Here is a 26,764-nt window from a genome sequence, read left to right on the forward strand (position 1 = left end):
CGTGAAGAAAGACATCTATATGAAAAGGGGCAAATGGGAGATAAGAGGGGGATTTCATGGTGAGTACAATAGCTAAAAAGCGGGGGTTTGGCGCTGTCTTATGGGATTACTTGACAACGGTTGACCACAAAAAAATTGCCATATTATATTTAGTGGCAGGGGGATTTTTCTTTTTGGTTGGCGGAATCGAAGCGATGTTTATCCGTATTCAGCTAGCCATCCCTGAAAGTGATTTTGTCAGTGCAGGGGTTTACAATGAAATCATGACGATGCATGGAACGACAATGATTTTCCTTGCAGCTATGCCGCTTTTATTTGCATTAATGAATGCGGTTGTACCAATTCAAATTGGTGCACGTGACGTAGCATTTCCGTTTGTGAATTCACTTGGTTTTTGGTTATTCTTTTTCGGAGGAATTTTCTTAAACCTTGGATGGTTTATGGGCGGAGCACCTGATGCAGGCTGGACTGCATACGCTTCGCTCACGCTGAATTCTGAAGGGCATGGAATGGATTTCTATATTTTAGGTTTGCAGATTGCGGGTATTGGTACGCTGATTGCCGGGATTAACTTTCTTGCAACGATTATTAATATGAGAGCGCCTGGTATGACGTATATGAGAATGCCGCTCTTTACTTGGACGACATTTGTCGCTTCCGCACTTATTTTATTCGCATTCCCGCCGCTGACAGCAGGGCTTGCGATGCTGATGCTTGATAGAATGTTTGACACGAGCTTTTTCAATCCAGAGCTTGGAGGAAATACAATCATCTGGGAGCATTTGTTCTGGATTTTCGGACACCCGGAAGTATATATCTTGATCCTGCCGGCATTTGGAATCTTCTCTGAGATCATTCCTGTGTTTGCAAGAAAAAGACTGTTTGGCTACTCGTCCATGGTGTTCGCTACTGTATTGATTGGTTTCCTTGGATTCATGGTGTGGGCGCATCACATGTTCACAACAGGGCTTGGACCTATCGCCAATGCGATCTTTGCCGTAGCGACCATGGCAATTGCGGTGCCAACAGGAATTAAAGTGTTCAACTGGCTGCTCACGATATGGGGCGGTAATGTGAAGTTTACAACGCCGATGCTTTATTCTGTTGCCTTTATTCCGTCGTTCTTACTTGGCGGGGTAACCGGGGTCATGCTTGCGGCAGCTGCAGCAGATTATCAGTTCCATGATACGTATTTTGTTGTGGCGCATTTCCATTACGTCATTATCGGCGGGGTTGTATTCGGTATTCTAGCAGGTGTGCATTACTGGTGGCCGAAGATGTTTGGAAAGATACTGAATGAGAAACTTGGAAAAATTGGCTTTGTGCTGTTTTTCATCGGTTTCCACTTAACTTTCTTTATCCAGCATTTTCTCGGTCTATGGGGCATGCCGCGCCGGGTCTTTACGTTCCTGCCAGGTCAGGGTCTCGAGCTTGGGAACTTGATCAGTACGATTGGGGCACTGTTTATGTTTGTAGCTGTTGTGATCATGCTGATTAATATCATCTGGACAACAGCAAAAGGGGAGCGTGTATCGAGCGATCCTTGGGGAGATGGAAGAACACTTGAATGGGCAGTGTCTTCGCCTCCGCCAGAATACAACTTTAAACAGCTTCCGCTTGTGAGAGGACTAGATCCATTATGGATTGAAAAAATGGATGGTAAAAAAGGAATGACAGCATCTGAACCGCTCGATGATATTCACATGCCGAATAATTCCATTTTGCCTGTCATTATCTCATTCGGTCTATTTGTGTCAGCGTTTGGTTTCATGTATCGTCAAGAGCACGACTGGGGGCTTCCAGTGATCTTCATTGGTCTTGGTATTACGTTTGCGACCATGCTCGTTAGGTCTCTGAAAGATGATCATGGATACCATATTCACAAAGAAGATTTGACCGACGACGATGATAAAGGGGTGAAAGCATAATGGAACCACAAAAAATGACGGCGGAAACCTTTCCGGCTTCTCCTGAGAAAGCCACGTTAGAAGGGAAGAATAAGTTTGTCGGGTTCTGGCTGTTTCTTGGAGGAGAAACCGTTCTGTTTGCATCGCTTTTCGCCACGTATTTGGCACTGAAAAACTCAAATGCAGGCGGAGCAAAAACAACTGATATGTTTGACCTCACACTTGTCTTTATTGCCACAATGCTTCTATTAACGAGCAGTTTAACGAGTGTGTATGCCATGTATCATATGAAAAACTTTGCCTTTAAAAAGATGCAGCTTTGGCTTGGTATCACGGTCCTTTTAGGTGCTGGATTTTTAGGGGTTGAGATTTATGAGTTTTATCACTACGTGCATGCGTATGAATTTACGATTACCAGCTCAGCTCTTGGTTCTTCCTTCTATACACTTGTAGGAACTCATGGAGCTCACGTCGCCTTCGGACTTTGCTGGATTACCGCTCTCATGATTCGAAATATGAGACGCGGACTCGATTTATACAATGCACCGAAATATTATGTGGCAAGTCTCTATTGGCACTTCATTGATGTTGTGTGGGTCTTCATCTTTACCGTTGTATATTTAATGGGAATGGTGGGATAAGAATGGGAAATAAAAACACAAATCAGTCCAAAGTCGACCTTGTATATCGTAAAAAGAAAAATGCCGAAGAAATGAAGCATCAGCTCATTTCTTTCGGCTTGATGATTGGATTAACATTTGTTGCGTTTTTAACGATCGCCTCAGAAGACGTTGGAAATTGGTTCGCTGTACCGTTTATTTTACTGCTTGCAGGCATTCAGGTGGCTTTTCAGCTTTATTATTTTATGCACATGAACCAAAAAGGGCATGAAACACCCGCCTTGTTTCTATACTCAGGTGTGTTTGTTGCGTTTATTACCGTATTAGCCTTTTTGACCATTATATGGTGGTAAACCCGCTTTGCCCTTGAAGGAGGCGCAGCAATGGAGAACTTAGAAATATTCGGATTTCGGGCATTATGGAGCCCTTATTATTTGACTTGTATTGTGATAGCAGCTGCTCTTTATCTGTTTCTTGTGACAAAGGGGAAGCACCGTGCGACGGTGAAAGAGAAAACGTTATTTCTGACGGGGCTTGTTCTGTTATATGCTGTGAAAGGGAGCCCAATTGATTTAATGGGGCATATTATGTTTAGTGCACATATGGCGCAAATGGCGGTGCTCTATTTAGTCATCCCGCCTCTCCTTATTACAGGATTGCCTGCAGCCATCTGGGAGCGGATCATTCAAACACCAGGTATTCAAGCCGTTTTCCGTTTGTTTTCCAAGCCTTTAATTGCACTGCTTGGGTTTAACGGCTTGTTTTCGCTGTATCACATTCCACTTGTGTTTGATTTTGTGAAAACAGATCCGTTTTACCATGCATTGATGACGGTTGTTATTTTTATCGCTGCCTTTTTCATGTGGTGGCCGCTTGTCCATAAAGTTCAAAGTCTGCCGCAGATCACAGGCATTTTGAAGCTTGGATATATCATGGCAGACGGGATATTGATGACTCCGGCCTGTGCACTCATCATGTTTAGTGAGGCGCCGATCTATGCAACCTATTCTGATGCAGGTGCATGGATACAAGCACTGCATTTATGTGTGCCAAGTGATATGCTTGCAGGCCTTGCTCTCACTGGTCCTGAAATGTTCCACACCTTGCCGCTGCTAGAGGATCAGCAGCTAGGTGCCATTTTGATGAAAATTATTCAGGAGATTGTGTACGGCTCTATTCTTGCTGTTGTCTTCTTTGACTGGGCAAGAAAAGAAAGAGCGAAAGATGCCGTACCAGATGCGCTTATTCCGAAATATGAATAAAAAAAGCACAGCCGACTGGCTGTGCTTTCATCTTAGAAAAAGGGCTAAAAGATCATTTTAGCCTTGTTTTATGCTTCAGCCGTCATGGCTTCTAGTTTTTCCTTCAGCTGTGCGAGTGTTTTTTTGCTTGATTGGATGAGAGACTTAGGGAATTCTTCGCCTTCGCCATATTCAACGCCATGTGGATAATAATGTTTTCCAAGTAATGGTGTTAGAAGCTGGATGTGTGCCTTTTTGGAACCGACATCTCCTTCAGTGGCGTAGCCGGAAATTCGTAAATAAAAGGTTCCCTCTACCATGCTGTACTTTCTGTCGTACGTCACACGCTCATAATCCCATTGATCGGCTCGTACAAATCCTTCACTTTCCATAATGAAATCTAATTTATTTAAGTCAGCTGATACATCTTCAATCCCCGTACCTTCAAACTTCACCCAAAACCCCTCCTTATAAAATTTCCCTTTACTGACAATCATAGTATGAAAGCGTTAAACTTTCAACTGTGAAAGGTATGTTCTTTTATAAGCTGGTTACAGTAATAAAGAAAATAACGGATGGAGGAATCAACGTGAAAACGAAAAAAATCAAAGATATTATGACAAAAAAAGTAGTGACATGTCAGCAAGATGACAATACGTATGAAGCAGCAGTCAAAATGAGAGATGCTGACATCGGTGCCATTCCAGTAGTTGACGGAGATCAGCTCGTTGGAATAGTGACAGACCGTGACCTTGTGCTTAGAGGCATTGCAGAAAAAAAGCCAAATTCACAGGAAGTGGGCTCGCTGATGACAAAGGAAGTACTAACAGCTGAAGAAGATGCAACGCTTGAAGAAATTGTCCGGCTCATGTCAGAGCATCAGCTCCGCCGCATTCCCGTTGTGAAAAACGGTGCATTAACAGGGATTGTCGCTCTTGGAGATTTATCAGTCGAAGATTTATCAAATGATCGCGCGGGAGATGCACTGACAGAAATCTCTCAACAGGATCAAGATCATGGACAAGGATTTCTTCATTAAGAGGGGCATATTTTAAATTCGTGTTAAATAGGCTGTATTGTCGTTGATAAATGGAGCAAGTTTTGTTTAAATGACAGTAGAAGGTACTTTTTGTACCTTGCCAATTTAACGGAGGTGTTTATTTGAAAACTGTGCTCAAAACACTCCTCATCCTCCTGATTATATCTGGAACGTACGTTCTGTTTATTCAATATGGATCTTCACCAGAAAAAGAAAACAGCAATGAACCGAAGGTGTCTAATGAAGAAACATCTAGCGATAAGCCGATCAATATCCCAAAGAAGGGGCTCATGTCCTTTATGGGGAAATCTTCAAACGAAGTGCTTAAACAGCTGGGAGAACCAGATCGCATTGATCCTTCCGCATATGATTATGACTGGTGGATTTACAACCAATCGAAGAAGCACTATATTCAAGTAGGGGTAAAGGATAGTAAAGTGGTGACCTTGTTTGCAACAGGAGACGGACTGAATGTTGAACCATTTAAAATCGGTCAAGCCACAAGTGAAGTATTTAAGAAAACACAAATTGCACCTTACATTCATGTAGAGGATGAACAAAATTCATACCGCTTTGAATTCTCAGAAGATGATATGAATACAAGACCCACTGTGAAAGTGGGAGATGATGTGTATGTTCAGCTTTACATGGATAAGTTTGAAAGCACCCTTTCAAGTATCAGGGCCTTCAACGCAGATACATTTGTGAAACAAAAGCCATATGAGGTCGTCTACCGAGGTCAATTGGTAGAACCTGAGCCAATATCGGGCGAAAAGTGGAAAGATATCGAAACATCCAGTCAAAAACAAATTTTTGATATGACCAATATTATCCGCCATAAGTACAACCTGCCGATCTTAAAGTGGGATGATGAAACCTCTGAAGTGGCCTTTATGCATAGTGAGGACATGAAAGAGAATCATTATTTCTCCCATGAATCTAAAAAATACGGTACGCTGAAAGACCGGTTAGAAAGAGGCGAGGTGGGCTTTCAGCTCGCAGGTGAAAACATTGCCTATAACTATGTCGATGGACCTGCAGCGGTAGAGGGCTGGCTCAATAGTGAAGGCCACAGGAAGGCGTTATTAAATAAAGATTACACGCACCTTGGCGTAGGGGTGAAAGAAAAATATTACACCCAGAATTTCATCAAGAAATCATCTTAAACGAAAGCAGCTGCATAAGTCGCAGCTGTTTTTTGATGATTAAAAAGAGGCTCACCAAAATAGATGCTGGTGTATATAGTATAGTAGGCATTTGTATGGGGGGTGAGGATATGACAAACAAGCAAAAACAAACATCCATTGATGAATTTAAACAATTCGTCAGACGCCATCCGAAGTTAATTCAAGAAGTGCAAACGCAAGAAAAAAGCTGGCAAAGTGTCTACGAGAATTGGGTCATGTTTGGTGAGGAAGATGAGATGTGGTCACCTTACCGGCAATCGAAATCTGAAGACGCTAAAGAAGAAAAAGCCTCTAAGCCAAGTGAAGCAGGAAAAGCAGATTTTATGTCTAAAATGGTTTCTGCTGTGAAAAAAATGGACGCTGATCAAATGAATGAACAGATTAACAAAATGAGCCAGTCTATTTCCTCTTTACAAAGCTTACTCGGCCAATTTTCATCCAATGGTTCAAAGAAAGGTTCATCTGGAGGCAGTCAGCACCCATTCTCCTTCAGGAAAGATTAAGTGAAAGGGGATGCTTCTGGTGCGAAAAGAAGTACAGGAATTTGTCATGGCCGAAGAGGATCGAATCAAATTCATAAGGCAGCGTCCTCTCTGGTACAGACAGCTGACGCGACATCCTGAAAATCTATCGTCCTTTGAATTAGATAAAATGAACTTTTACGAAAAAACCATTCCTCATCGTGTAAGTCAGTTGAGCAATAGCGTCCAAATGGCTGAAATGATGATTCAAATGTTCCAAGCAATGCGCAATCAAAATGGAGCCGGTTGAGGCTTTTTTGAGTTGATTAAGATGTCTATTTCCTGAGCATCCTATAAAAGTAGATGAAAGGAGAATCAGATGATGAAATGGATGCTGTCAATAGGCGCATTGCTTTTTCTTGTTACCGGGTGTCAAAGTCAACATGGAGAAGAGCAAGTGATCAAGCAAGACCCAGCATTACCAGTCATGCAGCAAGCCAAAAGCGAAATGAAGCAGCAAGGCTTTTTGAAATACAAAGTGCAGGGATCGTCGGTCTATATAGAAAGTACACTTCAAGATTTTCATCTTCAGCCAGAGCGTCTAAAAAAGAACGAGAAGGCGGGATATTTCACAGTGTATGTAGACGGGAAACGTGCAGGGAATGAGTATACTGCGGCATTTGTGGTCAAGCACCTTTCAAAAGGAAAGCATAAAATGACCGTTGTGCTGAATTCTCGTCATCCAGAATATAAACAGAAAAGAGAAACATGGGATGTATTTGTCACGTAAAAGCATTTTCTGATCCATAGGTTTCGTGGTAAACTATGAATTGGAGGTGCAACATTTATGTATGCGACAATCGAATCTGTGGAGCTCCAAGAGGAAGCAAATCAATTGGCTGCATGATTCTTCAGTCGGAGGAGGCTGAACATTACCGCAACTGCTTTAAGCGTCTCCAGCAAGACGAAGAAGCCCAACAAATTATTGCCCATTTTACAAAAGTAAAAGAGCAATATGAGGATGTGCAGCGGTTCGGCAAATACCATCCGGACTATAGAACGATCTCAAAGGAAATGCGTGAGGTCAAAAGAAAGCTAGATCTTCACGATACAGTGGTTGATTTCAAAAAAGCAGAAACAGCGATTCAATCCATCTTAGATGAGATTAGTATTGAAATCGGTCAAGCTGTATCAGCATATATTAAAGTTCCAACAGGGAACCCATATTTTGATGGTCTATCATCATGCGGCGGTGGCTGTGGATCAGGTGGCAGCTGCGGCTGTAAAGTATCTTGACGAGACTTGAATGTCTCGTCTTTTACATAATGAATGAAAAGAATTGAAAAGCGGCAGGTGAAAAGATGGAAACCAAACGTCAAGGGATGGTCGTCTGGCTGCATTCGTTAAAGCAGTCAAAAGCGCTAAGAAAATTCGGGAATGTTCACTATATTTCAAGGAAAATGAAATATGCGGTGATCTATTGTGATATGAATGATCTTGAGCGCCATATGGCTAAGCTCAGCTCGTTACCATTTGTGAAACGTGTTGAGCCTTCATATAAACCTTTTATTAAATTAGAGTACGAATCCAAATTGGACAAAGCAAAAGAGTATGATTATAAGGTGGGCTTTTAAAGACACAAAAAAATCCCCGCGGCATCACCCGCGGGGTCCTTCTATTCTTAATGATTCATTAAGGAGAAGGCAAAGGGAGAGGAGAAACCGGAGGAAGAACTTATGGGGAAACGTAAGTCTTCTCCGCGGTTGGCAACAGCACCACATCAGATGCTGTTATAAGTAGTATGACCCCGGATTTCTTGATCTATACATAGAAAATGAATGAAAATCCGCGCATTGTTCCTTGAGGAGTGATGTGGTAAGATAATGTTGAATTTTTTGTCATCAACAATGACCAATAGAAGCAAGCAGAAAAAGTGGTGGAAAAATGAGAGTCATCTCTGGAACGAGAAAAGGCCGCACACTTAAAGCGGTACCAGGTCAATCAACAAGACCGACGACAGATAAAGTAAAAGAATCGATATTTAATATGATCGGCCCGTATTTCGATGGCGGATGGGCCCTTGATTTATTTGCAGGAAGCGGTGGTTTAGGAATTGAAGCGCTTTCTAGAGGATTCGATCATTGCATATTTGTTGATCGAGATATGAAGGCGATTCAGACGATTAAAGGCAACCTGAATCAATTGTCGCTAATGGATCAAAGTGAAGTGTTTCGAAATGAAGCAAAGCGTGCACTCGCAGCTGTTGTGAAACGAGAGGAATCCTTTCAAGCCATTTTCCTTGATCCGCCCTATAAAGATCAACAGCTAAAAGCACTTCTTGAAATGATTGACGAGCACGCCTTGTTAACAGATGACGGCGTGATCGTGTGTGAGCACGACAAAGATGTGAAGCTGCCAGAAGAAGCAGGACAACTTCACATCACAAGACAGGAACTGTACGGATTGACTGGTATTACGATCTATAGAAAGCGGGGGAATTAATATGGGGAACATAGCCGTTTGTCCGGGCAGCTTCGATCCAGTCACATTGGGGCATTTGGATATCATCAAAAGAGGTGCAAAGATTTTTGATGAAGTGTATGTATGTGTATTAAATAATTCATCTAAAAAACCGTTATTTACTGTTGAAGAACGGTGTGAACTTATTCGCCAAGCGACGAAGGAGCTGCCAAATATCAAAGTTGAATCCTTTCACGGCCTGCTCGTTGATTACGCAAAACAAAAAGAGGCCAAAGTTATTTTACGCGGACTAAGGGCTGTGACGGACTTTGAGTATGAGATGCAAGGCACCTCAATGAACAAGGTGTTAGACGATGAAATTGAAACGTTTTTTATGATGACCAACAATCAATATTCCTTCTTAAGCTCCAGCATTGTCAAAGAAGTAGCGAAATATCATGGGGCAGTCAAAGATCTTGTACCAAAAGAGGTAGAAGCAGCGCTGAAGGAAAAATTTAATGGATGAGTGCACCCAGCACTCATCCATTTTTTAATTTCCGATAGTATAGCGCGATATACACAATTAAGCTGCAAAGTGTGATTAAGGGACCAGCTGTCACAAGTTGATTCCAAAGCACGCTGCTGAACATGACGACCTGCTGGCCTGCATCAAAGGCACCCGCCGGGAGAGCGATGTCTGATCGAGAGACATAAAGAGGCTTGAATAATAAAAAGGCAAAAACAGCTGCATAAATCCCGTGAAGCAAACGGGCGAAGAAAAATGGTTTAAAGCGGATATCGGTTGCCGCTAGAATGCCGGCGACTTGGGCTTGAACAGAAAACCCGCTGAATCCTAAAATAAAGCTGACCACAATGGTTTTAGCGAGAAGGGTGACTTCCTGTGCCCCCGTCATCTGGCTTCCTAATGTGATTTCAAATAAACCAGCAATCATGGCAAGGTCTAATTCTGGCGGAAGGTGCATCGTTTGCAGCATATATCCGAGCCCTATGGATAAAAGGTCTGTCACATGGACAACTGACAGCATTTTGCTAAACACAGAAAATAAGATAATAAAGCCGCCAATCATAAAGAGTGTTTGGACTGATGACATGACTGCATCACTTAAAATTTGGCCGAGCGGTCTTTTCTCTGCGAGTCTTGCTGTATGAAGAGCATTGAATGCCTCTTTAAACGGCGGGAATAAAAATTTCTTGCCGCTTCTTAGATGCGCATCATGCCTCGCTTTATATCCCCGCATCGTCACACCAACAGCAAGGTTCCCTAAATAATGTGCGCTTGCCAATACAATGCCTAGAGCTGGGTGATGAAAAAAACCAACAGCCACCGCACCGAAAATAAACAATGGATTCGATGAATTTGTAAAGGAAACGAGACGCTCTGCTTCGATCCGCGTCAGCTGCCTTTCCTGCCTCAGTCTTGTCGTTAATTTCGCACCGGAAGGAAACCCTGAAGCCATTCCCATTGCTAGGACAAATCCGCCTACACCTGGCACCCGGAAGATGGGGCGCATAAATGGCTCTAATAATACTCCGACAAATCTGACAATCCCAAAACTAATTAATAGCTCGGACAAAATAAAAAAAGGAAGCAATGATGGAAACACAACCTCCCACCACATTGCAAGTCCATTTTTCGACGCTTGCAAAGAGGCTTGTGGGTGTGTAATCACAGTGGCTGTTAAAAAAATAAAAAAAGCAGCGATGAACAGAGTGTTCCATTTTTTCATGGAGATTTCGCCCCTTGCCGTTATGATCTATTGGCGAGCTCGTGATAAGAAATTTGCCGAGCCTGTCTTCTATTACTATACGAGCAGTAGGGGCATGTTTAGACCTATAGATTCGTATATATGCATAGAAAGAGGAGGGTGGATTTTCATGAAGCGACCGATCATCGGGCTTGCATTAGGCTCCGGGGGTGCGAGGGGAATGGCGCATATCGGGGTTTTGTCTAGTCTTGAGAAGCAAGGGATACAGGTAGATATGATCGCAGGAAGCAGTATTGGCGCACTTGTTGGGAGCTTTTATGCGGCAGGACAAGACGTAGAAAAAATGAAAAAACTTGCACTTGTCTTCAGAAGAAAGTATTATGCTGACTATACACTGCCAAAAATCGGTCTTTTAAAAGGAAATCGAATTTTGCAGCTGATTCACACGTTTACATATGGGAAAACATTCGAAGAATTAAGAATGCCCCTTGCGGTGGTCGCCTGTGACCTCGAAACAGGGGAAAAGGTTGTGTTTAAAGAAGGGTCTGTCTCACAAGCAGTCAGAGCAAGCATCAGCATTCCAGGCGTGTTTGTTCCTCACGAAATGGGCGGCAGACAGCTAGTGGATGGAGCGGTTGTTGACCGCATTCCTGTGTCTGTGTTAAAAGAAATGGGCGCAGACCTTATTATCGCCTCTGATGTATCAAGGGTGAAAAAAACAGAAAAGGCGACGAGATTATCGGATGTGATTATGCAAAGTTTGGACATCCTTCAAAATGAATTGGTCCGTCATCAAACCATTCATGCAGATCTCATGATTCGGCCGAGGCTTGAAACATTTAGCTCTAGTTCGTTCACACAGGTTCAGGAGATGATTGAAGCTGGGGAACTCGCCGCAGACCAATTAACAGGTAAACTGAAAGATGTCATTGATAAATGGGAGTGTTAATCGAATGAAAAAATTGAATATTCGCTGGCTCAGCTTTTTTGTCGTTGTTCTTGTCTTATTTGGCTTAACTTTTGTCAAACTGCCGTATTACGTGACAAAGCCGGGTGATGCAACAGAGATTGCCCCCCACATTCAAGTGGACGGTGGATACGGTGAGAAGGGCAGCTTCTCTCTTATGACGATTAAAGTAGGTCCAGCCAATCCGTATACGTATTTGCTTGCGAAAATGAATAAATATGACGAGATCGTCCCAGAAGAAAATATTAAAGCGGACGGAGAGTCGGATGAAGATTATATGAAAAGACAGCTTCAGCTGATGAAAAGCTCTCAAGAGAATGCCATGATTGCAGCGTATACAAAAGCAGGCAAAAAAGTAGATTATACGTTTAATGGGGTATATGCGAGCTACGTCATGAAAGGCATGCCTGCTTACGGTAAAATTGAAGTGGGCGACCGGATTAAAAGCGTTGATGGTAAGACGTATGATTCTGCTGATAAAATGGTTTCGTATATCAGCCGTCAAAAAGCTGGTACATCTGTCCGTTTTGTCCTTGAACGAAACGGCAAGGATATCACGCAGCAAGTGAAGTTAAAACCTTTTAAAGAAGAGCCGAATCGAGTTGGAATTGGCGTATCATTATTTACAGACCGAAATGTGAAAGTCTCGCCTTCTATTAAGGTGGATATTGAGAATATAGGCGGCCCGTCGGCAGGTTTAATGATGTCACTTGAAATTTATAACCAGCTAACAAAAGAAGACGAAACTCATGGCTATGCGATTGCAGGGACCGGAACGATTGACGCAGATGGCACGGTCGGGCCAATTGGCGGCATTGATCAAAAGGTCGTTGCAGCAGATAAAGCAGGAAAAGATATCTTCTTTGCACCAAACGATAAAGGTGATCCAAATTCCGACTACAAAAATGCAGTGAAAACAGCGAAAGATATTAAAAGTGATATGAAAATCGTTCCTGTAGACACAATGCAGGACGCACTGAACTATTTAAACAAGTTAAAAGAGAAAGCATCTTAACTAAAAAAAGAGCAGCCTTCATCAAAGGCTGCTCTTTTTATCAAGATTGGAAGAGACCAGTCTCTTCATCATAGCGGATCGGTGAGGTTTTAAATTCTGCTTCTGTTAGCTTTGTTTGCATTGGTTCGCTGAGGGGAAGGCTGAAGACGCGGGAAGCACGAATGTCAAGATCAAGGGCAGGGTGTGAAAAGGAAGACAGCTTGCTGATGAGCGGTACGTCCAATTCTTTTTTGACAAGTGATAAGTATTGCTGTCCTTTCTTTGACATACCAAGTAAACGAATGTATGGCGTGTGTTTCTCGTTTAGCAGCTCATGCATCACAGTTTTCTTTACCCTCATTAAAAGGTGCGTATTCATCCGCTGCAGCCTTGTCCACGTATATCGTTTTGTTTTCAAAAGTGATAGATATTCCTCGTAGGAGGACGCATGCGTGATCGCCTTTTGCATGCGGTGTTCGATGCCTTCTTCAATTTCATAGATGCCTTCTAATTCTGCTGTATCCATTGTGTGAAACACATGTTTTAAGAAGCTGAAATAGTCTTCTTGTGTATGTAAAAGATCATAAGAAGAATAATAGTCATGTAATTGCTTAAGCGAAGCTTCCGGAAGATAAGAGGCGACAGTTTCAAATGACCCATTCTCTTTTAACGCTTTTCGGATGCTTGTTGCGCTTGCGATTTTCTGATGTTTAGGAAGCTCTTGATCATGATAACCTGATGCAATTCTTTGAGAGGTAAAGGGCTCTATGTGAGGAGATCTCTCTAAGATCGCTTTGACATAATGGAAGCCTAAAATGTTATTGGGCTTAGACAGATCCAGTAAGTGTTTAGGATCAATGATCTCTTGAAACGCAGCGGCAGAGGCGGCTGGATAACTAAGTCCTTCTTTGACCTTTGCTTTTGTGAAAAGATCAATTTCTTCTTTTTTCTCATGCCAAGCGTGAGCTGTTCGTTCAAATGCTTTGATATCTCCATCCTCGCTTCCGAAAAAAAGGGAGCGGCATTTTAAAGCGTCTAAAATGGACACAGCGCCGTTTGCAAAGGTTTCTGCCTTTTGCACTGCATAGATGTATGGAAGCTCACATACGATGTCTACACCGTTTTGTAATGCCATTTTAGTACGTGCCCATTTGGAGACGATGGCAGGCTCTCCGCGCTGGAGGAAGGAACCGCTCATGACGGCAATGGCTACATCTGAGGAGGTATGTGTTTTCGCCTGACGAACATGATAGGCATGTCCATAATGAAATGGATTGTACTCGACAACGACTCCTGTTGCTTTCAATAGATGTTCCGCCTTTCTTGCTATGGTTAAATGGTCTATGCTACAGTAGCATAAGGGAAAAATGAAGCCCATTTTTTTCAGTGTAGGCATTCCGTGAACTGATGTCAAACAACGCTCTGACATCACAAAGGACTGTAAAGAAAAAATATTGACAAATAGCATGATGAAAGCTATAATCATGTTTGTTGCTCTTAGAGGTGATACAATTGAAATGGACAGTTTATCAGTTACATCAAAAAGCTAAAAACAGCTTCGATTTTCATGAGACGGTTGACTTAAATGAACTTACTAGCCTTCATTCAGATATACGTCGCATTTCACCAGTAGAGGTGAAAGGGACTGGAGTGATCGAATCAAAGCAAGTCGCATTTGATTTAACCATCACAGGTGAAATGACATTGCCTTGTTCAAGAACGCTTGTTGATGTAAATTATCCATTTGCGATTTCAACGAAAGAACTATTTGTACTTCATAAGACAGACGATATAGAAGATGAAGACGTATCTGTTGTAGAAGACGATATCATCGACTTAACGCCTATAGTCAAGGAAGAAATTCTTCTTGAAGTGCCGATGCAAATCTTTTGCGACCAAACAGACGTAAAAGGTGCTGCACCACAGGAAGGGAATGACTGGGCGGTCATTTCGGAAGATGCACATCAAAACCGAATTGATCCGCGTCTGGAAGGCTTGAAGAAGCTCTTAGAAGAAAATAATGAATCTTAACTCTTTAAGGAGGTGGGAATAATGGCTGTACCTTTTAGAAGAACTTCTAAAATGAAAAAAAGATTGCGTCGTACGCATTTCAAACTACAAGTACCTGGTATGGTAGCTTGCCCAGAATGCGGTGAAATGAAAATTTCTCATCGTGTCTGCAAATCTTGCGGAACATACAAAGGCAAAGACGTAAAAAGCAACTAATGCTTGATAAAAAAGCGTAAGGGAATCTTCCCTTGCGTTTTTTTATTTGTCTATTTTTTAGGTTTCTCTCCTGCAAATAGTCTATCTACTCTAGTAAGCGCATATGATGTGGTATTCAGATTCAGGGGGGATGATCAATTGACGATTACAAGGCAGGATGCATGGACACAAGATGAAGATTTACTTTTAGCAGAAGTCGTCTTAAGGCACATTCGAGATGGAGGAACGCAGCTTTCCGCATTTGAGGAAGTCGGGAAAGCATTGTCAAGAACAGCTGCAGCATGTGGATTCAGATGGAACTCATACGTTAGAAAACAATATCAGGCAGGCATTGAGCTGGCGAAAAAACAGCGAAAAGAACTGCGTAAAAAGATTGGAATTCATTCCTCTGGTTTACCGCAAAATACGTTAACGATAGAAGAGAAGGCATCTTCAAATCAGGCTGAATTAACCTTGCGAGAAGTGATTCAGTTTTTAGAGCAGCTTGAAAAAGAACCTGCTGGCTCTGTTTATTTACGCGAAGAACTAGAGGATGCACAGCATCAACTGAAGTCGCTCACGGAAGAAAATGAACATTTGAAGCGGCAATTAAAAATAACAGAAGAAGATTACCGGGCACTCATTGGGATTGTTGAAAGAGTCAAACAGAATATCAACTTAAAAGAATATGCTAAATAAGAAAACGCCCCTCACAGAGAAAGGAGGGGCGTTTTGCCATCAGTATTAAGCGGATTCACCTGTATTCTTTTGAATATGGGCGGGCTCCCAGATGAGTGGATTTTCACCTTTATCGCGTTCCATATCATATTTCACTGCTTCAAAGCCCATTTTATCCCAAAAACCGGCAGATTTGACGCGTGGATTGGTCCGGATAGGCAATCCGAAAGATTTGGCGAAATCAACAAGTGCCTCGCCGTACCCTTTACGCTGATACCCAGGAAGCACTTCCAGCTTCCACAGCTCTAAATAATCATGATTGTGGTCAAAATACGTTGTCGTCGAGCCGTCCACTTGATAAAGGCTCATACGTGCAACCAGCTTATCTCCAAAATAAATCCCGTAAAATGGAGAGTTGCTGTCATTTTCTATCATATTACTTTCAAGGTCTTCAAGCATAGATAGTTCTTGTATGCCATATTCCTTAAATTGTTTAAATTCCTCTAAAGTTTTGTAATTGATTAGAAGTCGCTTTACTTGTGTCATATGATCTTCCCCCTTACACACATAATGTTGACAGTGATTTCGTTGAAGGCGTTTTCATCCCATCCGCCTCAAAAAGTTTTTACACTTATTATTATAGTTTTTAAATTAAAAAAATTCAATCGCGGCGCGCCATCTGCTTTTTGCATCGCGGCATGAAACTGTTAAAATGGTTGATATGATGGAGTAAACAGAAAAAGGGAAGTGCGGCAGTTGAACATTGGAATCATTGGCGGTGGTGCAATTGGTCTGCTTTGTGCTAGTTATTTATCACAGCATCATGACATCACTGTTTTGACAAGAAGAAAAGAACAGGCAGAGGAGATTCGAACATCAGGAATTAAGCGAACGGTAAAAGGAGAGACATTCTGGTCGTCTGCTGAGGCAAGGGCAGGGATTACAGGAGGATTTGATCTTCTGATTGTGACGGTGAAATATCATCATTTGCAAAAGGTGCTTGATGACCTATCGACATTACCTCGTCAGCGAATCTTATTTTTACAAAATGGCATGGCCCACTTATTAGATTTAGAAAACTGGAAAACGGCGCATACAATATATATAGGTGTCGTAGAGCACGGGGCGATGAAGGTATCAGATCATGCGGTAAACCATACAGGGATTGGTGTCATCAAGTGGGGGGCTTTTCATCCTGAGGATGCAGCTGATGTGAGAAATGCTTTAAACGAAACGCCGGCTCATTTTCAGATGATTTATACGGATGAATGGAAAAAAGTGCTGGAGGAAAAACTGCTAGTCAATGTATGCATTAACCCGCTCACGGCTTTATTGCATGTGAAAAATGGGGAATTGATTGCAAATCCTCCATATGAATACATGATGAAATGTGCATTTGAAGAAGCATTGTCCATTTTAGGTCTGGCTGAAAAAGAGCAGCTCTGGTCACACGTCGTTTCAATTTGTAAGAAAACGGCCGCCAATCAATCGTCGATGCTTCAAGATATCATCAAAGGCCGTGAAACCGAAAGAAAAGCCATCGTTGGCTATCTTTTAAAAAAGGCTCAAGCTCAAGAGATTCAGGCGCCACATCTTACTTTCTTCAATCGAAGCTTGGAAGTATTGGAAAAAAAGCAAACAAAATCTTTTGAGTGAGCTCATTTACATGCTATACTTTTTCGGGAAACTAACTATTTATTGAAGAAAGGAAGTTCTAAACATGCAATTGACTGAACTTTCCATCCGAAGTCAGAATTTATTCATACGTGATTATATAGAAGAAAAAAAAGAGATGACTGCTTTTTTTGATTATGATATACATTCTGAGCACACATGGAAAAAGAGATACGACGATCTCATGGAAATGAGCTTCCCGCGCGAGGCTTTAGCAGATTATATGAGCGCATACCACGCAAAGTTTGAATCGGCAGCGATGCGTCAGAACATTGAAAAGATCCGTGACAAGCGGAGTGTCATGGTGGTTGGAGGGCAGCAGGCAGGCCTACTTTCAGGACCGCTTTATACCATACATAAAATCATATCCATTATTCAGTTCGCAAAAGAAAAAGAATCAGCGCTTGGCGTTCCTGTGATTCCAGTCTTTTGGGTAGCAGGTGAGGATCATGACGTAGATGAAATTAATTTTGTCTACACATCTGGCGAAAAAGGTCCAGTCAAGCAAAAGCTGCCATTACATAACGTTAAAAAAACTGCTGCAAAAAGAACACCGCTGCATCAAGAAAAAACAGAGAAATGGCTACGTGACGTGTTTTCAACGTATGAGGAATCTGCATATACAAATGACTTGCTTGATCAGCTTCTTCGATGTTTACGCAAATCACAAACGTTTACGGATTTCTTTGAATGGATTGTATGCGACCTTTTTGAAGAAGATGGACTTCTTCTATTTAATTCAGGAGATTTAGGCGTTAAACCACTTGAGCGTACGTTGTTCAAGCACATTGTCGAGACAAATGATGCGGTCACAGCTCGTTTGAATGAAACGCAGGCTGCCATGAAACGAGCGGGATATCAGCCGATCATTGAAGCTGGTGACAATCAGGCGAACCTGTTTTACGAATATGATGAGGAGCGTTTCCTTATTGAAAAAGAAAACGGCCAGTTTTCTATATCAGAAGTGGGGCTTACATGGACAAAAGAAGAGCTTTTGCAGGAAATTGAGGAGCACCCAGAACGGTTCAGCAACAATGTGGTGACGCGCCCCTTAATGCAGGAAACCCTTCTTCCGACACTTGCTTTTATGGCAGGACACGGTGAAGTCAACTATTGGGGAGAGCTGAAAGGAATCTTTGAGCATTTTAAATTAAAGATGGCACCTGTTCTTCCAAGACTGCATGTGACCATTCTTGAAAGGCATATCGATAAGAAGCTCCCGGTCAGAGAACTTTCTGTAGAAGAAGTGCTCACAAGCGGAGTAAAAGAAAAGAAAGAGGCTCACTTTGAGCAAAGCCTTCCAGACAGCTTTGTTCAAGCCGTTGATCATGCGAAACGTGAATTAGCGAATGTCCACGGTGTATTGAGAAAAGAAGCACTGGAGGTTGAACCAAACTTCGAGCAGCTGCTAGATAAAAATGCCAAATTTATCGAAGAACAGCTTCAATTTGTTTATCAAAAGGTGGCGCAGCGTGTGGAAGAGAAGGAAGGATATATCCTTCGGGATTTTGAACGGATTGAAAACAGCTTAAAACCACTAGATGCCCCGCAAGAAAGAATTTGGAATATCATGTACTTTTTAAACAAATATGGTCCAGAATTCTTCAAAACGTTCAAAAATCTGCCATTTTCATTTCAAAACAAGCAGCAAATTGTCAAACTTTGAAATAAAGTTTTAATGAACCCTGACTAGTTCAGGGTTTTTTTTTATGTAGAAACAGTGTAAAATAAGTTTTGTGGAGAGAAGTGGTGGATAGTGGAGAGTAAGGGTGAGAAAGTGGGGCTCTGATTATCATGTTCATGGGTGAATACCAACATACGATTGATACAAAAGGGCGCATGATCATCCCTGCTAAATTTAGAGACGGTCTCGGAGAACAGTTTGTGCTGACGAGAGGGCTTGATCAATGTTTATTTGGCTACCCTATGAGTGAGTGGAAACTAATTGAAGAGAAACTCAAAGCACTGCCGCTAACGAAAAAAGATGCACGTGCGTTTACCCGGTTCTTCTTCTCCGGCGCAGTTGAATGCGATCTGGACAAGCAGGGGCGCATTAACATCGCATCAAACCTACTCCAATATGCAAAACTCGAAAAAGAATGTGTGGTCATCGGCGTTTCAAATCGAATTGAGTTGTGGAGTAAGTCGATCTGGGAACAATATACAGAAGAGCAAGAAGATTCTTTTGCTGAAATTGCTGAAAACATGATTGGGTTTGATATATAATAATCCCTTGTGCAGCAAGCTTTCTACACATTCATTTCTATTTGAAAAAGGTGGGACCATAACATCATGTTTCAACATGAGACAGTATTATTAAAAGAAACAGTTGACGGTTTAAACGTCAAAGAAGACGGTACATATGTAGACTGCACGCTGGGCGGAGCAGGTCATAGCTCATATTTACTATCTCAACTATCAGAAAAAGGTACATTGATTGGATTTGACCAAGACGATGCTGCACTGGATCATGCACGAGAGAAGCTCGCGGATTCTAAAGCGAACATTCTTTTCATAAAAAGCAACTTCCGATATTTAAAAGAACGTCTGAATGAACAAGGCATTACAAGCGTAGACGGTGTGATTTTTGATCTTGGGGTTTCATCTCCTCAGCTCGACACACCAGAGAGAGGCTTTAGTTATCACCATGATGCACCTCTTGACATGCGAATGGATCAAACAGCCGCATTGTCGGCAAAACAAGTGGTGAATGAATGGCCATTTGAAGATCTAGTTCGGATTTTCTACAAATATGGGGAAGAAAAATTCAGCAAGCAAATCGCACGCAAAATTGAAGAAGCTAGAAAAAAAGCGCCAATTGAAACAACAGGTGAGCTTGTCGACATTATCAAAGAAGGAATTCCCGCACCTGCAAGACGAACTGGCGGACATCCAGCAAAAAGAGTGTTTCAAGCGATCCGAATTGCCGTAAATGATGAATTGAAAGTTTTTGAAGAAGCACTAGAACAAGCAATAGAGTTACTCAATCCGAAGGGGAGAATTTCTGTCATTACATTCCATTCACTTGAAGACCGGATTTGTAAAAGTACATTTAAAGAAATGTCTTCTCTTCCAGAACTTCCGCACGGACTACCAGTGATTCCAGAAGGACTTGAACCAAAGCTGAAGCTGATCACGAGAAAACCAATCGTTGCATCAGAACAAGAGCTGGAACATAACAACCGTGCCCGTTCAGCGAAGCTCCGAATTGCAGAAAAAAAGTAAAACGACACCATAGATGATGATAAAAAGGAGGTTTCTTATGAGTAATTTGGCTTACCAAAGAGAAGTAAAACAATATCAAACAGAGCAGCAAGGCCAATCGGTTGTTATTAAAAGAAGAGGTTCTATCACACTTGGTGAAAAAATCTTACTTGTCATGTTTGTCATGGCTCTTATGTGCAGCTCCATTCTCATCATTTCTAAAGCCTTTGCTGTCTATCACGCCAATATCGAGGTGCAGAAATTAGAGCAGCAAGTATCTTTAGAATCGAAGAAGATCACTGAGCTTCAAAAGGAAAAAGACTTGCTGAGTGAACCAGAAAGAATCATTGAAGCTGCGAAAAAAGCAGGCTTAAGCATTTCGAAAGATGTTAAGAAGGTTGATTAAGATGGCGATGCCTAAAAAGAATAAAATGATGAACAGAGGCGCGGCAATTGCGAGTATTTGCTTCGCCCTGTTTTTCTTTATCATCCTTGCACGTTTTATTTATATTCAGATTACAGGAACGGTCGATGGTCAAGTGTTAGCTGCAAAGGCAAATGAACAATATCAATCGAAGAAAACACTTGAAGCCAAAAGAGGATCTATTTTAGACCGAAATGGGAATGTGATTGCCGAGGATACGTCTGTCTATAAGCTGATTGCGATCATGAGCAAGAAAATGACGGTCGATCCAAAGCACCCAATGCATGTCGTCGACAAAGAAAAGACAGCAAAAGAGCTGTCAAAAGTAATTGATATGAGCGAAAGCGAAATTTTAAAGCGTCTGAATACTAAAGATGCGTTCCAAGTTGAGTTTGGTAAAGCTGGGAAAGACATCAGTTTTTCAACAAAGGAAAAAATTGAAAAGCTGAAGCTTCCAGGGATCGCATTTGAAAAAGACACGAAGCGATATTATCCAAACGGAATGTTTGCTTCAAATCTGATCGGTTATGCAAGATTAGATGAGGCGACAAAGGACATGTCAGGCGCGATGGGACTTGAGAAGGCGCTGAACAAATTTTTAAAAGAAAAAGACGGCTATGTGACATATAACAGTGACAGAAGCGGATGGGCTCTTCCAAATAGTAAAGAAGACATTGTCGCTCCGAAGGATGGGAAAAATGTCACGCTGACAATCGATCAAAAAATTCAAGCGTTCCTTGAAGAAAGTATGACGCAGGTTGCCAAAAAATATAAACCGAAGAAAATCATTGCTACAGTCGTTGACCCAAAAACGGGAAAGGTGCTCGCGATGGGACAGCGGCCAAGCTTTAATTTAAATGAATTAGACATTACGAATTATAACAATGATGTCATTTCATATGCGTTTGAACCAGGTTCAACGATGAAAATCTTTACACTTGCTGCGGCAATCCAAGAAGGGGTCTACCAAGGCAATGATAAATATCAATCTGGTACTTATAAAGTAGGCGGCGGCCTTGTAAGAGACCATAACAACGGAAATGGCTGGGGGAAAATTGACTTTCATGAAGGTGTTCTCCGTTCATCAAACGTAGCCTTTGCAAAGCTGGCAAAAGAAAAGTTAGGCTTCACGCGCTACGAACAATATTTGCAGAAGTTCCATTTCTACGACAAAACAGGTATTGACTTGCCGAACGAAGCGTCTAGTAAAATCAATTACAGATACGAATATGACAAAGCATCGACAGCTTACGGTCAAGCGTCTGCCATTACACCGATTCAACAAATTGAAGCAGCGACAGCGATAGCAAACGGTGGAACGATGATGAAGCCATATGTCATTGATCATATTACAGACCCGAACACAAACAAAACGATTTTACAGCACGAACCAACAGTAGCTGGAAAACCAATTTCCTCAGATACAGCAAAGCAAGTACGTGACATTTTAGGCGAGGTTGTTTCCTCGAAGATTGGAACAGGTCAGCCTTACCAAATCAAAGGCTTTGACGTTGCTGGAAAAACAGGAACAGGACAAATCGGTGGTGCCGGTGGTTATCTCCAAGGAAGAAATGATTACGTCTTTTCATTTATGGGAATGGCGCCGAAAGATGATCCAAAGCTGCTCGTTTATGTAGCTGTACAGCAGCCGCAGCTGTCTGACACAGAAACTGGCTCTGCCCCAGTTGCACAAATCTTTAACCCAGTGATGAAAAATAGTCTGCTATATTTAAATATTGCACCAACAAAAACAGACGATAAAAAATCAGGCGAACAAAAAGTGAAGCAAGAAACAATGCCTTCACTCTTAGATTTAGAAGTGAAGCAGGCGGAAACAGAAGCCAAAAGCAAAAACTTAACGCCTGTTGTCATCGGCGACGGCCTCTCCATTAAACGACAGTGGCCAAGTGCAGGCTCTGAATTCTCTGAAAGCCAGAAAGTTTTCTTGAAAACAGCAGGAAAAACCATCAAAATGCCTGATATGACAGGCTGGTCGAGAAGAGAAGTCCTTCAATATGCATCCATTTCCGGTGTGCATATCGAAACAAAGGGACAAGGATATGCTGTCAAACAAAGTGTTAAAAGTGGAGCAGAGATTTCAGATAAAGTTGTCACTGTGACATTTAAAAGCCCGAATTAATTGCAAAACCTAGCAAACGACTTGCTAGGTTTTTTCTTTTGCCGAGCGGGATAGACGAGACGTTCTACATAAGGACGGGCCTGCATATGATGGAAACAAGCCATATGTATGTAAGGAGTGAACCGGGCGTGCGAGTATCAAGTGTAACAGTTAGAAAACGATTGCTTTTCGTGCTGCTGATTGGGGTGATCATTTTTTTCATCATAGATACTAGATTAGGATATGTACAGTTTATTATGGGTGAGAAGCTCACAAGCTTAGCAAAAGATTCATGGAGCCGGAACCTCCCGTTCGAACCAGAAAGGGGAGATATTTTGGATCGAAATGGGGTAGAGCTTGCGACGAACAAAAGTGCCCCATCTATATTGGTCGTTCCGCGTCAAATTAAAGATCCCGCAGAAACAAGCAAGAAACTGGCGGCAGTACTGAATATGTCAGAGGAAAAAGCGTACAAGCACGTCACAAAGAAAACATCGATCGAACGAATTTCTCCAGAGGGAAGAAAAGTATCTCATGAAAAAGCAAAAGAAGTCAGAGAGCTTGATTTAGATGGCGTTTATGTCGCGGAAGACAGCATCAGACACTATCCCTTCGGCAGTTTTCTTTCTCATGTGCTTGGCTTCGCTGGAATTGATAATCAAGGGTTACTTGGACTGGAAGCCTATTATGATGATGACCTAAAAGGTGAAAAAGGCTCTGTAAAGTTCTATTCCGATGCAAAAGGGCAGAAAATGCCAGATGAAGCAGATGATTATACACCGCCTAAAGATGGTCTTGATATGAAGTTAACTGTTGATGCGAAAGTACAAACCATCATAGAACGGGAATTAGACAACGCGCAGGCAAAATATAACCCAGACGGCATGATTGCAATTGCGATGAATCCGAAGAACGGTGAAGTGCTTGGAATGTCGAGCAGACCGGATTTTGATCCAGCGGATTATCAATCAGTTGACTCGAAAGTGTTTAACCGAAATCTACCGGTGTGGAGCACATATGAGCCAGGTTCGACGTTTAAAATTATTACGCTTGCAGCAGCGCTAGAAGAGAAAAAAGTCAATTTAAAACGCGATCATTTTTTTGACAGCGGATCTGTAACAGTAGATGGTGCAAGGCTTAGGTGCTGGAAAAAAGGCGGGCACGGATCACAGTCATTTTTAGAAGTGGTGCAAAACTCTTGTAACCCCGGCTTTGTTGAACTAGGCGACCGTCTAGGAAAGGATAAATTATTTTCCTATATTAAAAATTTCGGGTTTGGCCAAAAAACAGGGATCGATCTTCAAGGGGAAGGGCGGGGCATATTGTTCCCGCTGGACCGGGTTGGCCCTGTAGAGCAGGCGACAACTGCCTTTGGTCAAGGTGTATCTGTTACGCCGATACAGCAAGTAGCTGCCGTAGCCGCAGCGGTAAATGGCGGAACACTTTACACGCCGTACATTGCAAAAGAATGGATAGATCCAATCACAAAAGAGGTTGTGAAAAAGCAATCGCCGATAGCCAAAAAGAAAGTGATTTCAGCAGAAACATCAAAAGAAATCAGATATGCGCTTGAAAGTGTAGTCGCTCAAGGGACTGGCCGCAATGCATTTGTTGAAGGATATCGTGTTGGCGGAAAAACAGGGACAGCACAGAAGGTAAAAGACGGCAAGTACATGGAAAATAACCACATTGTGTCGTTTATCGGGTTTGCGCCTGCTGATGATCCAAGTATCGTTGTATATGTGGCTGTAGATAACCCGAAAGGCACCATTCAATTTGGCGGGACAGTTGCTGCACCAATTGTGGGTCATATTATGCGGGACAGCCTGCCTGAGATGGGTGTGAAAAAAAGAAAAGGACAAATTGAAAAGAAGTACCAGTGGCTGGACACAAAAACGATTGAAGTACCGAATCTTGTAGGGGGATCTGTTTCAGACCTTGAATCCCTCCTGATTAATCTTAAGATCGATGCTTCTGGAACTGGCAGTAAAGTGGTGAAGCAATCACCTGCTGCTGGGACGAAGGTCAAAGAAGGCTCCACCATCAGATTATACTTAAACGATGAATAATAAAGAATGAACAGAGGGTAGCCGCACTCATTCGGCTGCCTCTTTTTGTTGAAAGAGAAGGTCTGTTTGAAAAAAAGAACCTAAAGTGTGTTTTTTCCAAGAGAAACTTAAGGAATACGCTGGATGTATCCTTTTTTTTACGATAAAATATAGACTGTGTGTTTTTTTCGCAAGACATGCACGTGAACGAATTTGAGAGGTTTGATATGAAATGAAATTACAAGAACTCCTTACATACTTTAAAAGTGAAAACAACGAATTAATAAACGAAAATCCTGATATCACTTCCATCGAAATGGATTCTAGAGAGGTGAAAAAGGAAGCCTTTTTGTCTGTATAAAAGGCTATACAGTAGATGGACACGATTATGCTGAAAAAGCGGTGAAAAGCGGGGCTGCAGCGATTGTAGCAGAACACCCTCTTAACATAACAGATGTACCAGTCATTATTGTGAAACACTCTCAAAGAGCTCTTGCAAGAATAGCTGATGCGTTTTACGAACAGCCAACTCATAAGCTGAATCTCATCGGGATCACAGGCACAAACGGAAAAACTTCCACAACACACATGATTGAACAAATGATGAGAAAAGCCGAAAAGAAAACAGGCTTAATCGGTACGATGTATATGAAGGTGAATGATGACATTCTCGATGTGAAAAACACGACACCTGAAAGTGTCACACTTCAGAAGACCTTTAAACAGATGCTTGATCAAGATGTAGACACAGCCATTATGGAAGTATCATCACACGCACTGCATCTTGGCAGGGTACATGGATGTGACTATGATATTGCCGTTTTCACAAACCTTTCGCAGGACCATCTTGACTACCACAACACAATGGAAGAATATAAACATGCGAAAAGCTTGCTGTTTTCACAGCTGGGCAGTGCCTTTCATCACGATAAGCCAAAGCATGCGATTTTAAATGCGGATGATGATGCTTCGAGTTACTATGAAAAAGTGACAGCTGCTGAAGTCATGACATATGGCTTAGAGCAAAAAGCAGATGTCATGGCAAAGAATATTCAAATCAAGCCGAAGGGAACTCAATTTGATTTAATCACTCCAATTGGCACCAAAAATGTGACAGTTGCCCTCATCGGTAAGTTTAATGTGTACAACATCCTAGCAGCTGTATCAGTAGGGATCGTATCTGGCTTAACATTTGAAACGATTGTAAGTGCTATTGAAGAGCTGGAGGGAGTCAAAGGCCGATTTGAACTTGTGAACTGTGATCAAGATTTCCCTGTGATCGTCGATTACGCCCATACACCTGACAGCTTAGAAAATGTCCTGACAACGTGTAGAGAATTAACAGCCGGCAAAATTTTCTGTGTGATAGGCTGCGGCGGCGACCGTGATAAAACAAAGCGTCCTCAAATGGCCCAAATCGCTGTGAAGTATGCAGATGAGCCTGTATTTACATCAGACAACCCAAGAAGCGAAGATCCTTCAGCTATCTTAAAGGATATGGAAAATGGTGTGCCAGACGCATATTATCATAGCTTTGTGAATCGCAAACAAGCCATCTTTTTTGCAATTGCCAATGCGAAAAAAGGCGATACAGTCTTAATAGCGGGTAAAGGCCATGAGACATATCAAATCGTTGGCGATCAAGTGTACGATTTTGATGATGCAAAGGTTGCAATGGACGCTATTTTAGATCTAAACAAATCTTAAAATGATGAAAAGAGTGTAATGAAATGAAGCATTTTGTACAAAAACAACATACGAAGAACGCGAATGAATACCTTAATAATGAATGCAATTTTCTGATGGAAA

Annotated in this window: 28 protein-coding genes and 2 pseudogenes; 26 read left to right on the plus strand and 4 right to left on the minus strand. The window is 42.0% G+C overall.

Annotated elements, in window-relative coordinates; translation table 11 throughout:
• Window positions 1-56 precede the first annotated feature (56 nt).
• From ctaD to ctaG, 4 genes are read left to right on the plus strand one after another with little or no spacing between them, the layout of a single operon-like run.
• Window positions 57-1,928 (plus strand): cytochrome c oxidase subunit I, encoded by a 1,872-nt coding sequence (gene ctaD / locus AOQ70_RS14715; RefSeq protein ID WP_039178285.1) that lies wholly within the window; start codon window positions 57-59, stop codon window positions 1,926-1,928.
• A complete protein-coding gene (ctaE, locus tag AOQ70_RS14720) occupies window positions 1,928-2,548 on the plus strand; it encodes a cytochrome c oxidase subunit III (protein WP_024424780.1) in 621 nt (206 codons plus the stop codon). Before ctaD ends, ctaE begins: the two co-directional genes overlap by 1 nt.
• Before the next feature lie 2 nt (window positions 2,549-2,550).
• Window positions 2,551-2,880, plus strand: coding sequence for a cytochrome c oxidase subunit IVB (gene ctaF / locus AOQ70_RS14725; protein ID WP_024426910.1), 330 nt, complete (start codon window positions 2,551-2,553; stop codon window positions 2,878-2,880).
• Between the two features lie 30 nt (window positions 2,881-2,910).
• On the plus strand, window positions 2,911-3,789 hold the full coding sequence (gene ctaG / locus AOQ70_RS14730) for a cytochrome c oxidase assembly factor CtaG (protein WP_059377043.1): 879 nt from the start codon (window positions 2,911-2,913) through the stop codon (window positions 3,787-3,789).
• Between the two features lie 68 nt (window positions 3,790-3,857).
• Here the strand turns inward: ctaG and AOQ70_RS14735 are convergent, their stop codons facing one another.
• Window positions 3,858-4,223, minus strand: a complete 366-nt coding sequence (locus AOQ70_RS14735; RefSeq protein ID WP_059377046.1) for a YugN family protein — start codon at window positions 4,221-4,223, stop codon at window positions 3,858-3,860.
• A gap of 161 nt (window positions 4,224-4,384) precedes the next feature.
• Here AOQ70_RS14735 and AOQ70_RS14740 point away from each other — a divergent pair, with 161 nt between their 5' ends.
• From AOQ70_RS14740 to coaD, 9 genes and pseudogenes are all read left to right on the plus strand, one after another.
• Entirely contained in the window at window positions 4,385-4,807 is a 423-nt protein-coding gene (locus tag AOQ70_RS14740) for a CBS domain-containing protein (protein ID WP_034663862.1), read from the plus strand.
• Window positions 4,808-4,929: 122 nt separating this feature from the next.
• Entirely contained in the window at window positions 4,930-5,973 is a 1,044-nt protein-coding gene (locus tag AOQ70_RS14745; protein ID WP_058837749.1) for a CAP domain-containing protein, read from the plus strand.
• 110 nt (window positions 5,974-6,083) lie between these two features.
• Window positions 6,084-6,497 carry a YlbD family protein gene (locus AOQ70_RS14750; protein WP_024424279.1) on the plus strand — a complete coding sequence of 138 codons (414 nt, stop codon included), beginning with the start codon at window positions 6,084-6,086 and terminating at the stop codon, window positions 6,495-6,497.
• Between the two features lie 19 nt (window positions 6,498-6,516).
• Window positions 6,517-6,765 carry a YlbE-like family protein gene (locus AOQ70_RS14755; protein WP_039178297.1) on the plus strand — a complete coding sequence of 83 codons (249 nt, stop codon included), beginning with the start codon at window positions 6,517-6,519 and terminating at the stop codon, window positions 6,763-6,765.
• Between the two features lie 72 nt (window positions 6,766-6,837).
• Window positions 6,838-7,245 carry a hypothetical protein gene (locus tag AOQ70_RS14760; RefSeq protein WP_059377049.1) on the plus strand — a complete coding sequence of 136 codons (408 nt, stop codon included), beginning with the start codon at window positions 6,838-6,840 and terminating at the stop codon, window positions 7,243-7,245.
• A gap of 57 nt (window positions 7,246-7,302) precedes the next feature.
• Window positions 7,303-7,751 (plus strand): annotated as a pseudogene (locus tag AOQ70_RS14765) (YlbF family regulator).
• A gap of 65 nt (window positions 7,752-7,816) precedes the next feature.
• Window positions 7,817-8,089, plus strand: a complete 273-nt coding sequence (locus AOQ70_RS14770) for a YlbG family protein (RefSeq protein ID WP_003212137.1) — start codon at window positions 7,817-7,819, stop codon at window positions 8,087-8,089.
• A 310-nt stretch (window positions 8,090-8,399) separates the two neighbouring features.
• A complete protein-coding gene (gene rsmD, locus AOQ70_RS14775; RefSeq protein ID WP_039178303.1) occupies window positions 8,400-8,957 on the plus strand; it encodes a 16S rRNA (guanine(966)-N(2))-methyltransferase RsmD in 558 nt (185 codons plus the stop codon).
• Window position 8,958: 1 nt separating this feature from the next.
• Entirely contained in the window at window positions 8,959-9,441 is a 483-nt protein-coding gene (gene coaD, locus AOQ70_RS14780) for a pantetheine-phosphate adenylyltransferase (RefSeq protein WP_024426917.1), read from the plus strand.
• Between the two features lie 13 nt (window positions 9,442-9,454).
• Here the strand turns inward: coaD and ylbJ are convergent, their stop codons facing one another.
• Window positions 9,455-10,663 (minus strand): sporulation integral membrane protein YlbJ, encoded by a 1,209-nt coding sequence (gene ylbJ, locus AOQ70_RS14785; protein ID WP_059377052.1) that lies wholly within the window; start codon window positions 10,661-10,663, stop codon window positions 9,455-9,457.
• A gap of 148 nt (window positions 10,664-10,811) precedes the next feature.
• On the opposite strand from ylbJ, the gene AOQ70_RS14790 reads away from it, so the two are divergent.
• Window positions 10,812-11,591, plus strand: a complete 780-nt coding sequence (locus tag AOQ70_RS14790; RefSeq protein WP_041084940.1) for a patatin-like phospholipase family protein — start codon at window positions 10,812-10,814, stop codon at window positions 11,589-11,591.
• Window positions 11,592-11,595: 4 nt separating this feature from the next.
• Window positions 11,596-12,624, plus strand: a complete 1,029-nt coding sequence (locus tag AOQ70_RS14795) for a SepM family pheromone-processing serine protease (RefSeq protein ID WP_039178313.1) — start codon at window positions 11,596-11,598, stop codon at window positions 12,622-12,624.
• A gap of 40 nt (window positions 12,625-12,664) precedes the next feature.
• Here the strand turns inward: AOQ70_RS14795 and AOQ70_RS14800 are convergent, their stop codons facing one another.
• Window positions 12,665-13,909, minus strand: a complete 1,245-nt coding sequence (locus tag AOQ70_RS14800) for a nucleotidyltransferase (protein ID WP_059377113.1) — start codon at window positions 13,907-13,909, stop codon at window positions 12,665-12,667.
• A 206-nt stretch (window positions 13,910-14,115) separates the two neighbouring features.
• Here AOQ70_RS14800 and AOQ70_RS14805 point away from each other — a divergent pair, with 206 nt between their 5' ends.
• The 3 genes from AOQ70_RS14805 to gerR all read left to right on the plus strand — a co-directional run bounded on the left by AOQ70_RS14805 (window position 14,116) and on the right by gerR (window position 15,507).
• A complete protein-coding gene (locus AOQ70_RS14805) occupies window positions 14,116-14,634 on the plus strand; it encodes a YceD family protein (RefSeq protein ID WP_019743276.1) in 519 nt (172 codons plus the stop codon).
• Between the two features lie 21 nt (window positions 14,635-14,655).
• Window positions 14,656-14,829, plus strand: a complete 174-nt coding sequence (gene rpmF, locus AOQ70_RS14810) for a 50S ribosomal protein L32 (RefSeq protein ID WP_008354700.1) — start codon at window positions 14,656-14,658, stop codon at window positions 14,827-14,829.
• 138 nt (window positions 14,830-14,967) lie between these two features.
• On the plus strand, window positions 14,968-15,507 hold the full coding sequence (gene gerR / locus AOQ70_RS14815; RefSeq protein ID WP_059377055.1) for a sporulation-specific transcriptional regulator GerR: 540 nt from the start codon (window positions 14,968-14,970) through the stop codon (window positions 15,505-15,507).
• 45 nt (window positions 15,508-15,552) lie between these two features.
• On the opposite strand, the gene AOQ70_RS14820 is transcribed toward gerR, so the two are convergent.
• Entirely contained in the window at window positions 15,553-16,032 is a 480-nt protein-coding gene (locus AOQ70_RS14820; protein WP_007499784.1) for an N-acetyltransferase, read from the minus strand.
• A gap of 210 nt (window positions 16,033-16,242) precedes the next feature.
• Here AOQ70_RS14820 and AOQ70_RS14825 point away from each other — a divergent pair, with 210 nt between their 5' ends.
• From AOQ70_RS14825 to AOQ70_RS14860, 8 genes and pseudogenes are all read left to right on the plus strand, one after another.
• Window positions 16,243-17,142 carry a 2-dehydropantoate 2-reductase gene (locus AOQ70_RS14825; protein ID WP_059377057.1) on the plus strand — a complete coding sequence of 300 codons (900 nt, stop codon included), beginning with the start codon at window positions 16,243-16,245 and terminating at the stop codon, window positions 17,140-17,142.
• 64 nt (window positions 17,143-17,206) lie between these two features.
• Window positions 17,207-18,826: a bacillithiol biosynthesis cysteine-adding enzyme BshC gene (gene bshC / locus AOQ70_RS14830; RefSeq protein ID WP_059377059.1), complete on the plus strand. Its 1,620-nt coding sequence runs from the start codon at window positions 17,207-17,209 to the stop codon at window positions 18,824-18,826.
• A gap of 128 nt (window positions 18,827-18,954) precedes the next feature.
• Entirely contained in the window at window positions 18,955-19,386 is a 432-nt protein-coding gene (gene mraZ, locus AOQ70_RS14835; protein ID WP_003211163.1) for a division/cell wall cluster transcriptional repressor MraZ, read from the plus strand.
• Window positions 19,387-19,452: 66 nt separating this feature from the next.
• The gene (gene rsmH, locus AOQ70_RS14840; protein WP_024426925.1) at window positions 19,453-20,385 is read left to right on the plus strand and encodes a 16S rRNA (cytosine(1402)-N(4))-methyltransferase RsmH; all 933 of its coding nucleotides are present in this window, start codon (window positions 19,453-19,455) and stop codon (window positions 20,383-20,385) included.
• A gap of 37 nt (window positions 20,386-20,422) precedes the next feature.
• Window positions 20,423-20,770, plus strand: coding sequence for a cell division protein FtsL (gene ftsL / locus AOQ70_RS14845; protein WP_039178324.1), 348 nt, complete (start codon window positions 20,423-20,425; stop codon window positions 20,768-20,770).
• 7 nt (window positions 20,771-20,777) lie between these two features.
• On the plus strand, window positions 20,778-22,928 hold the full coding sequence (locus AOQ70_RS14850) for a penicillin-binding protein (protein ID WP_059377115.1): 2,151 nt from the start codon (window positions 20,778-20,780) through the stop codon (window positions 22,926-22,928).
• Window positions 22,929-23,056: 128 nt separating this feature from the next.
• The gene (locus AOQ70_RS14855; protein WP_039178327.1) at window positions 23,057-24,976 is read left to right on the plus strand and encodes a stage V sporulation protein D; all 1,920 of its coding nucleotides are present in this window, start codon (window positions 23,057-23,059) and stop codon (window positions 24,974-24,976) included.
• Window positions 24,977-25,187: 211 nt separating this feature from the next.
• A pseudogene (locus AOQ70_RS14860) lies at window positions 25,188-26,662 on the plus strand (UDP-N-acetylmuramoyl-L-alanyl-D-glutamate--2,6-diaminopimelate ligase).
• Window positions 26,663-26,764 lie beyond the last annotated feature (102 nt).

This window comes from Bacillus sp. AM 13(2015), assembly GCF_001518755.1.
GTDB lineage: Bacteria > Bacillota > Bacilli > Bacillales > Bacillaceae > Bacillus > Bacillus safensis.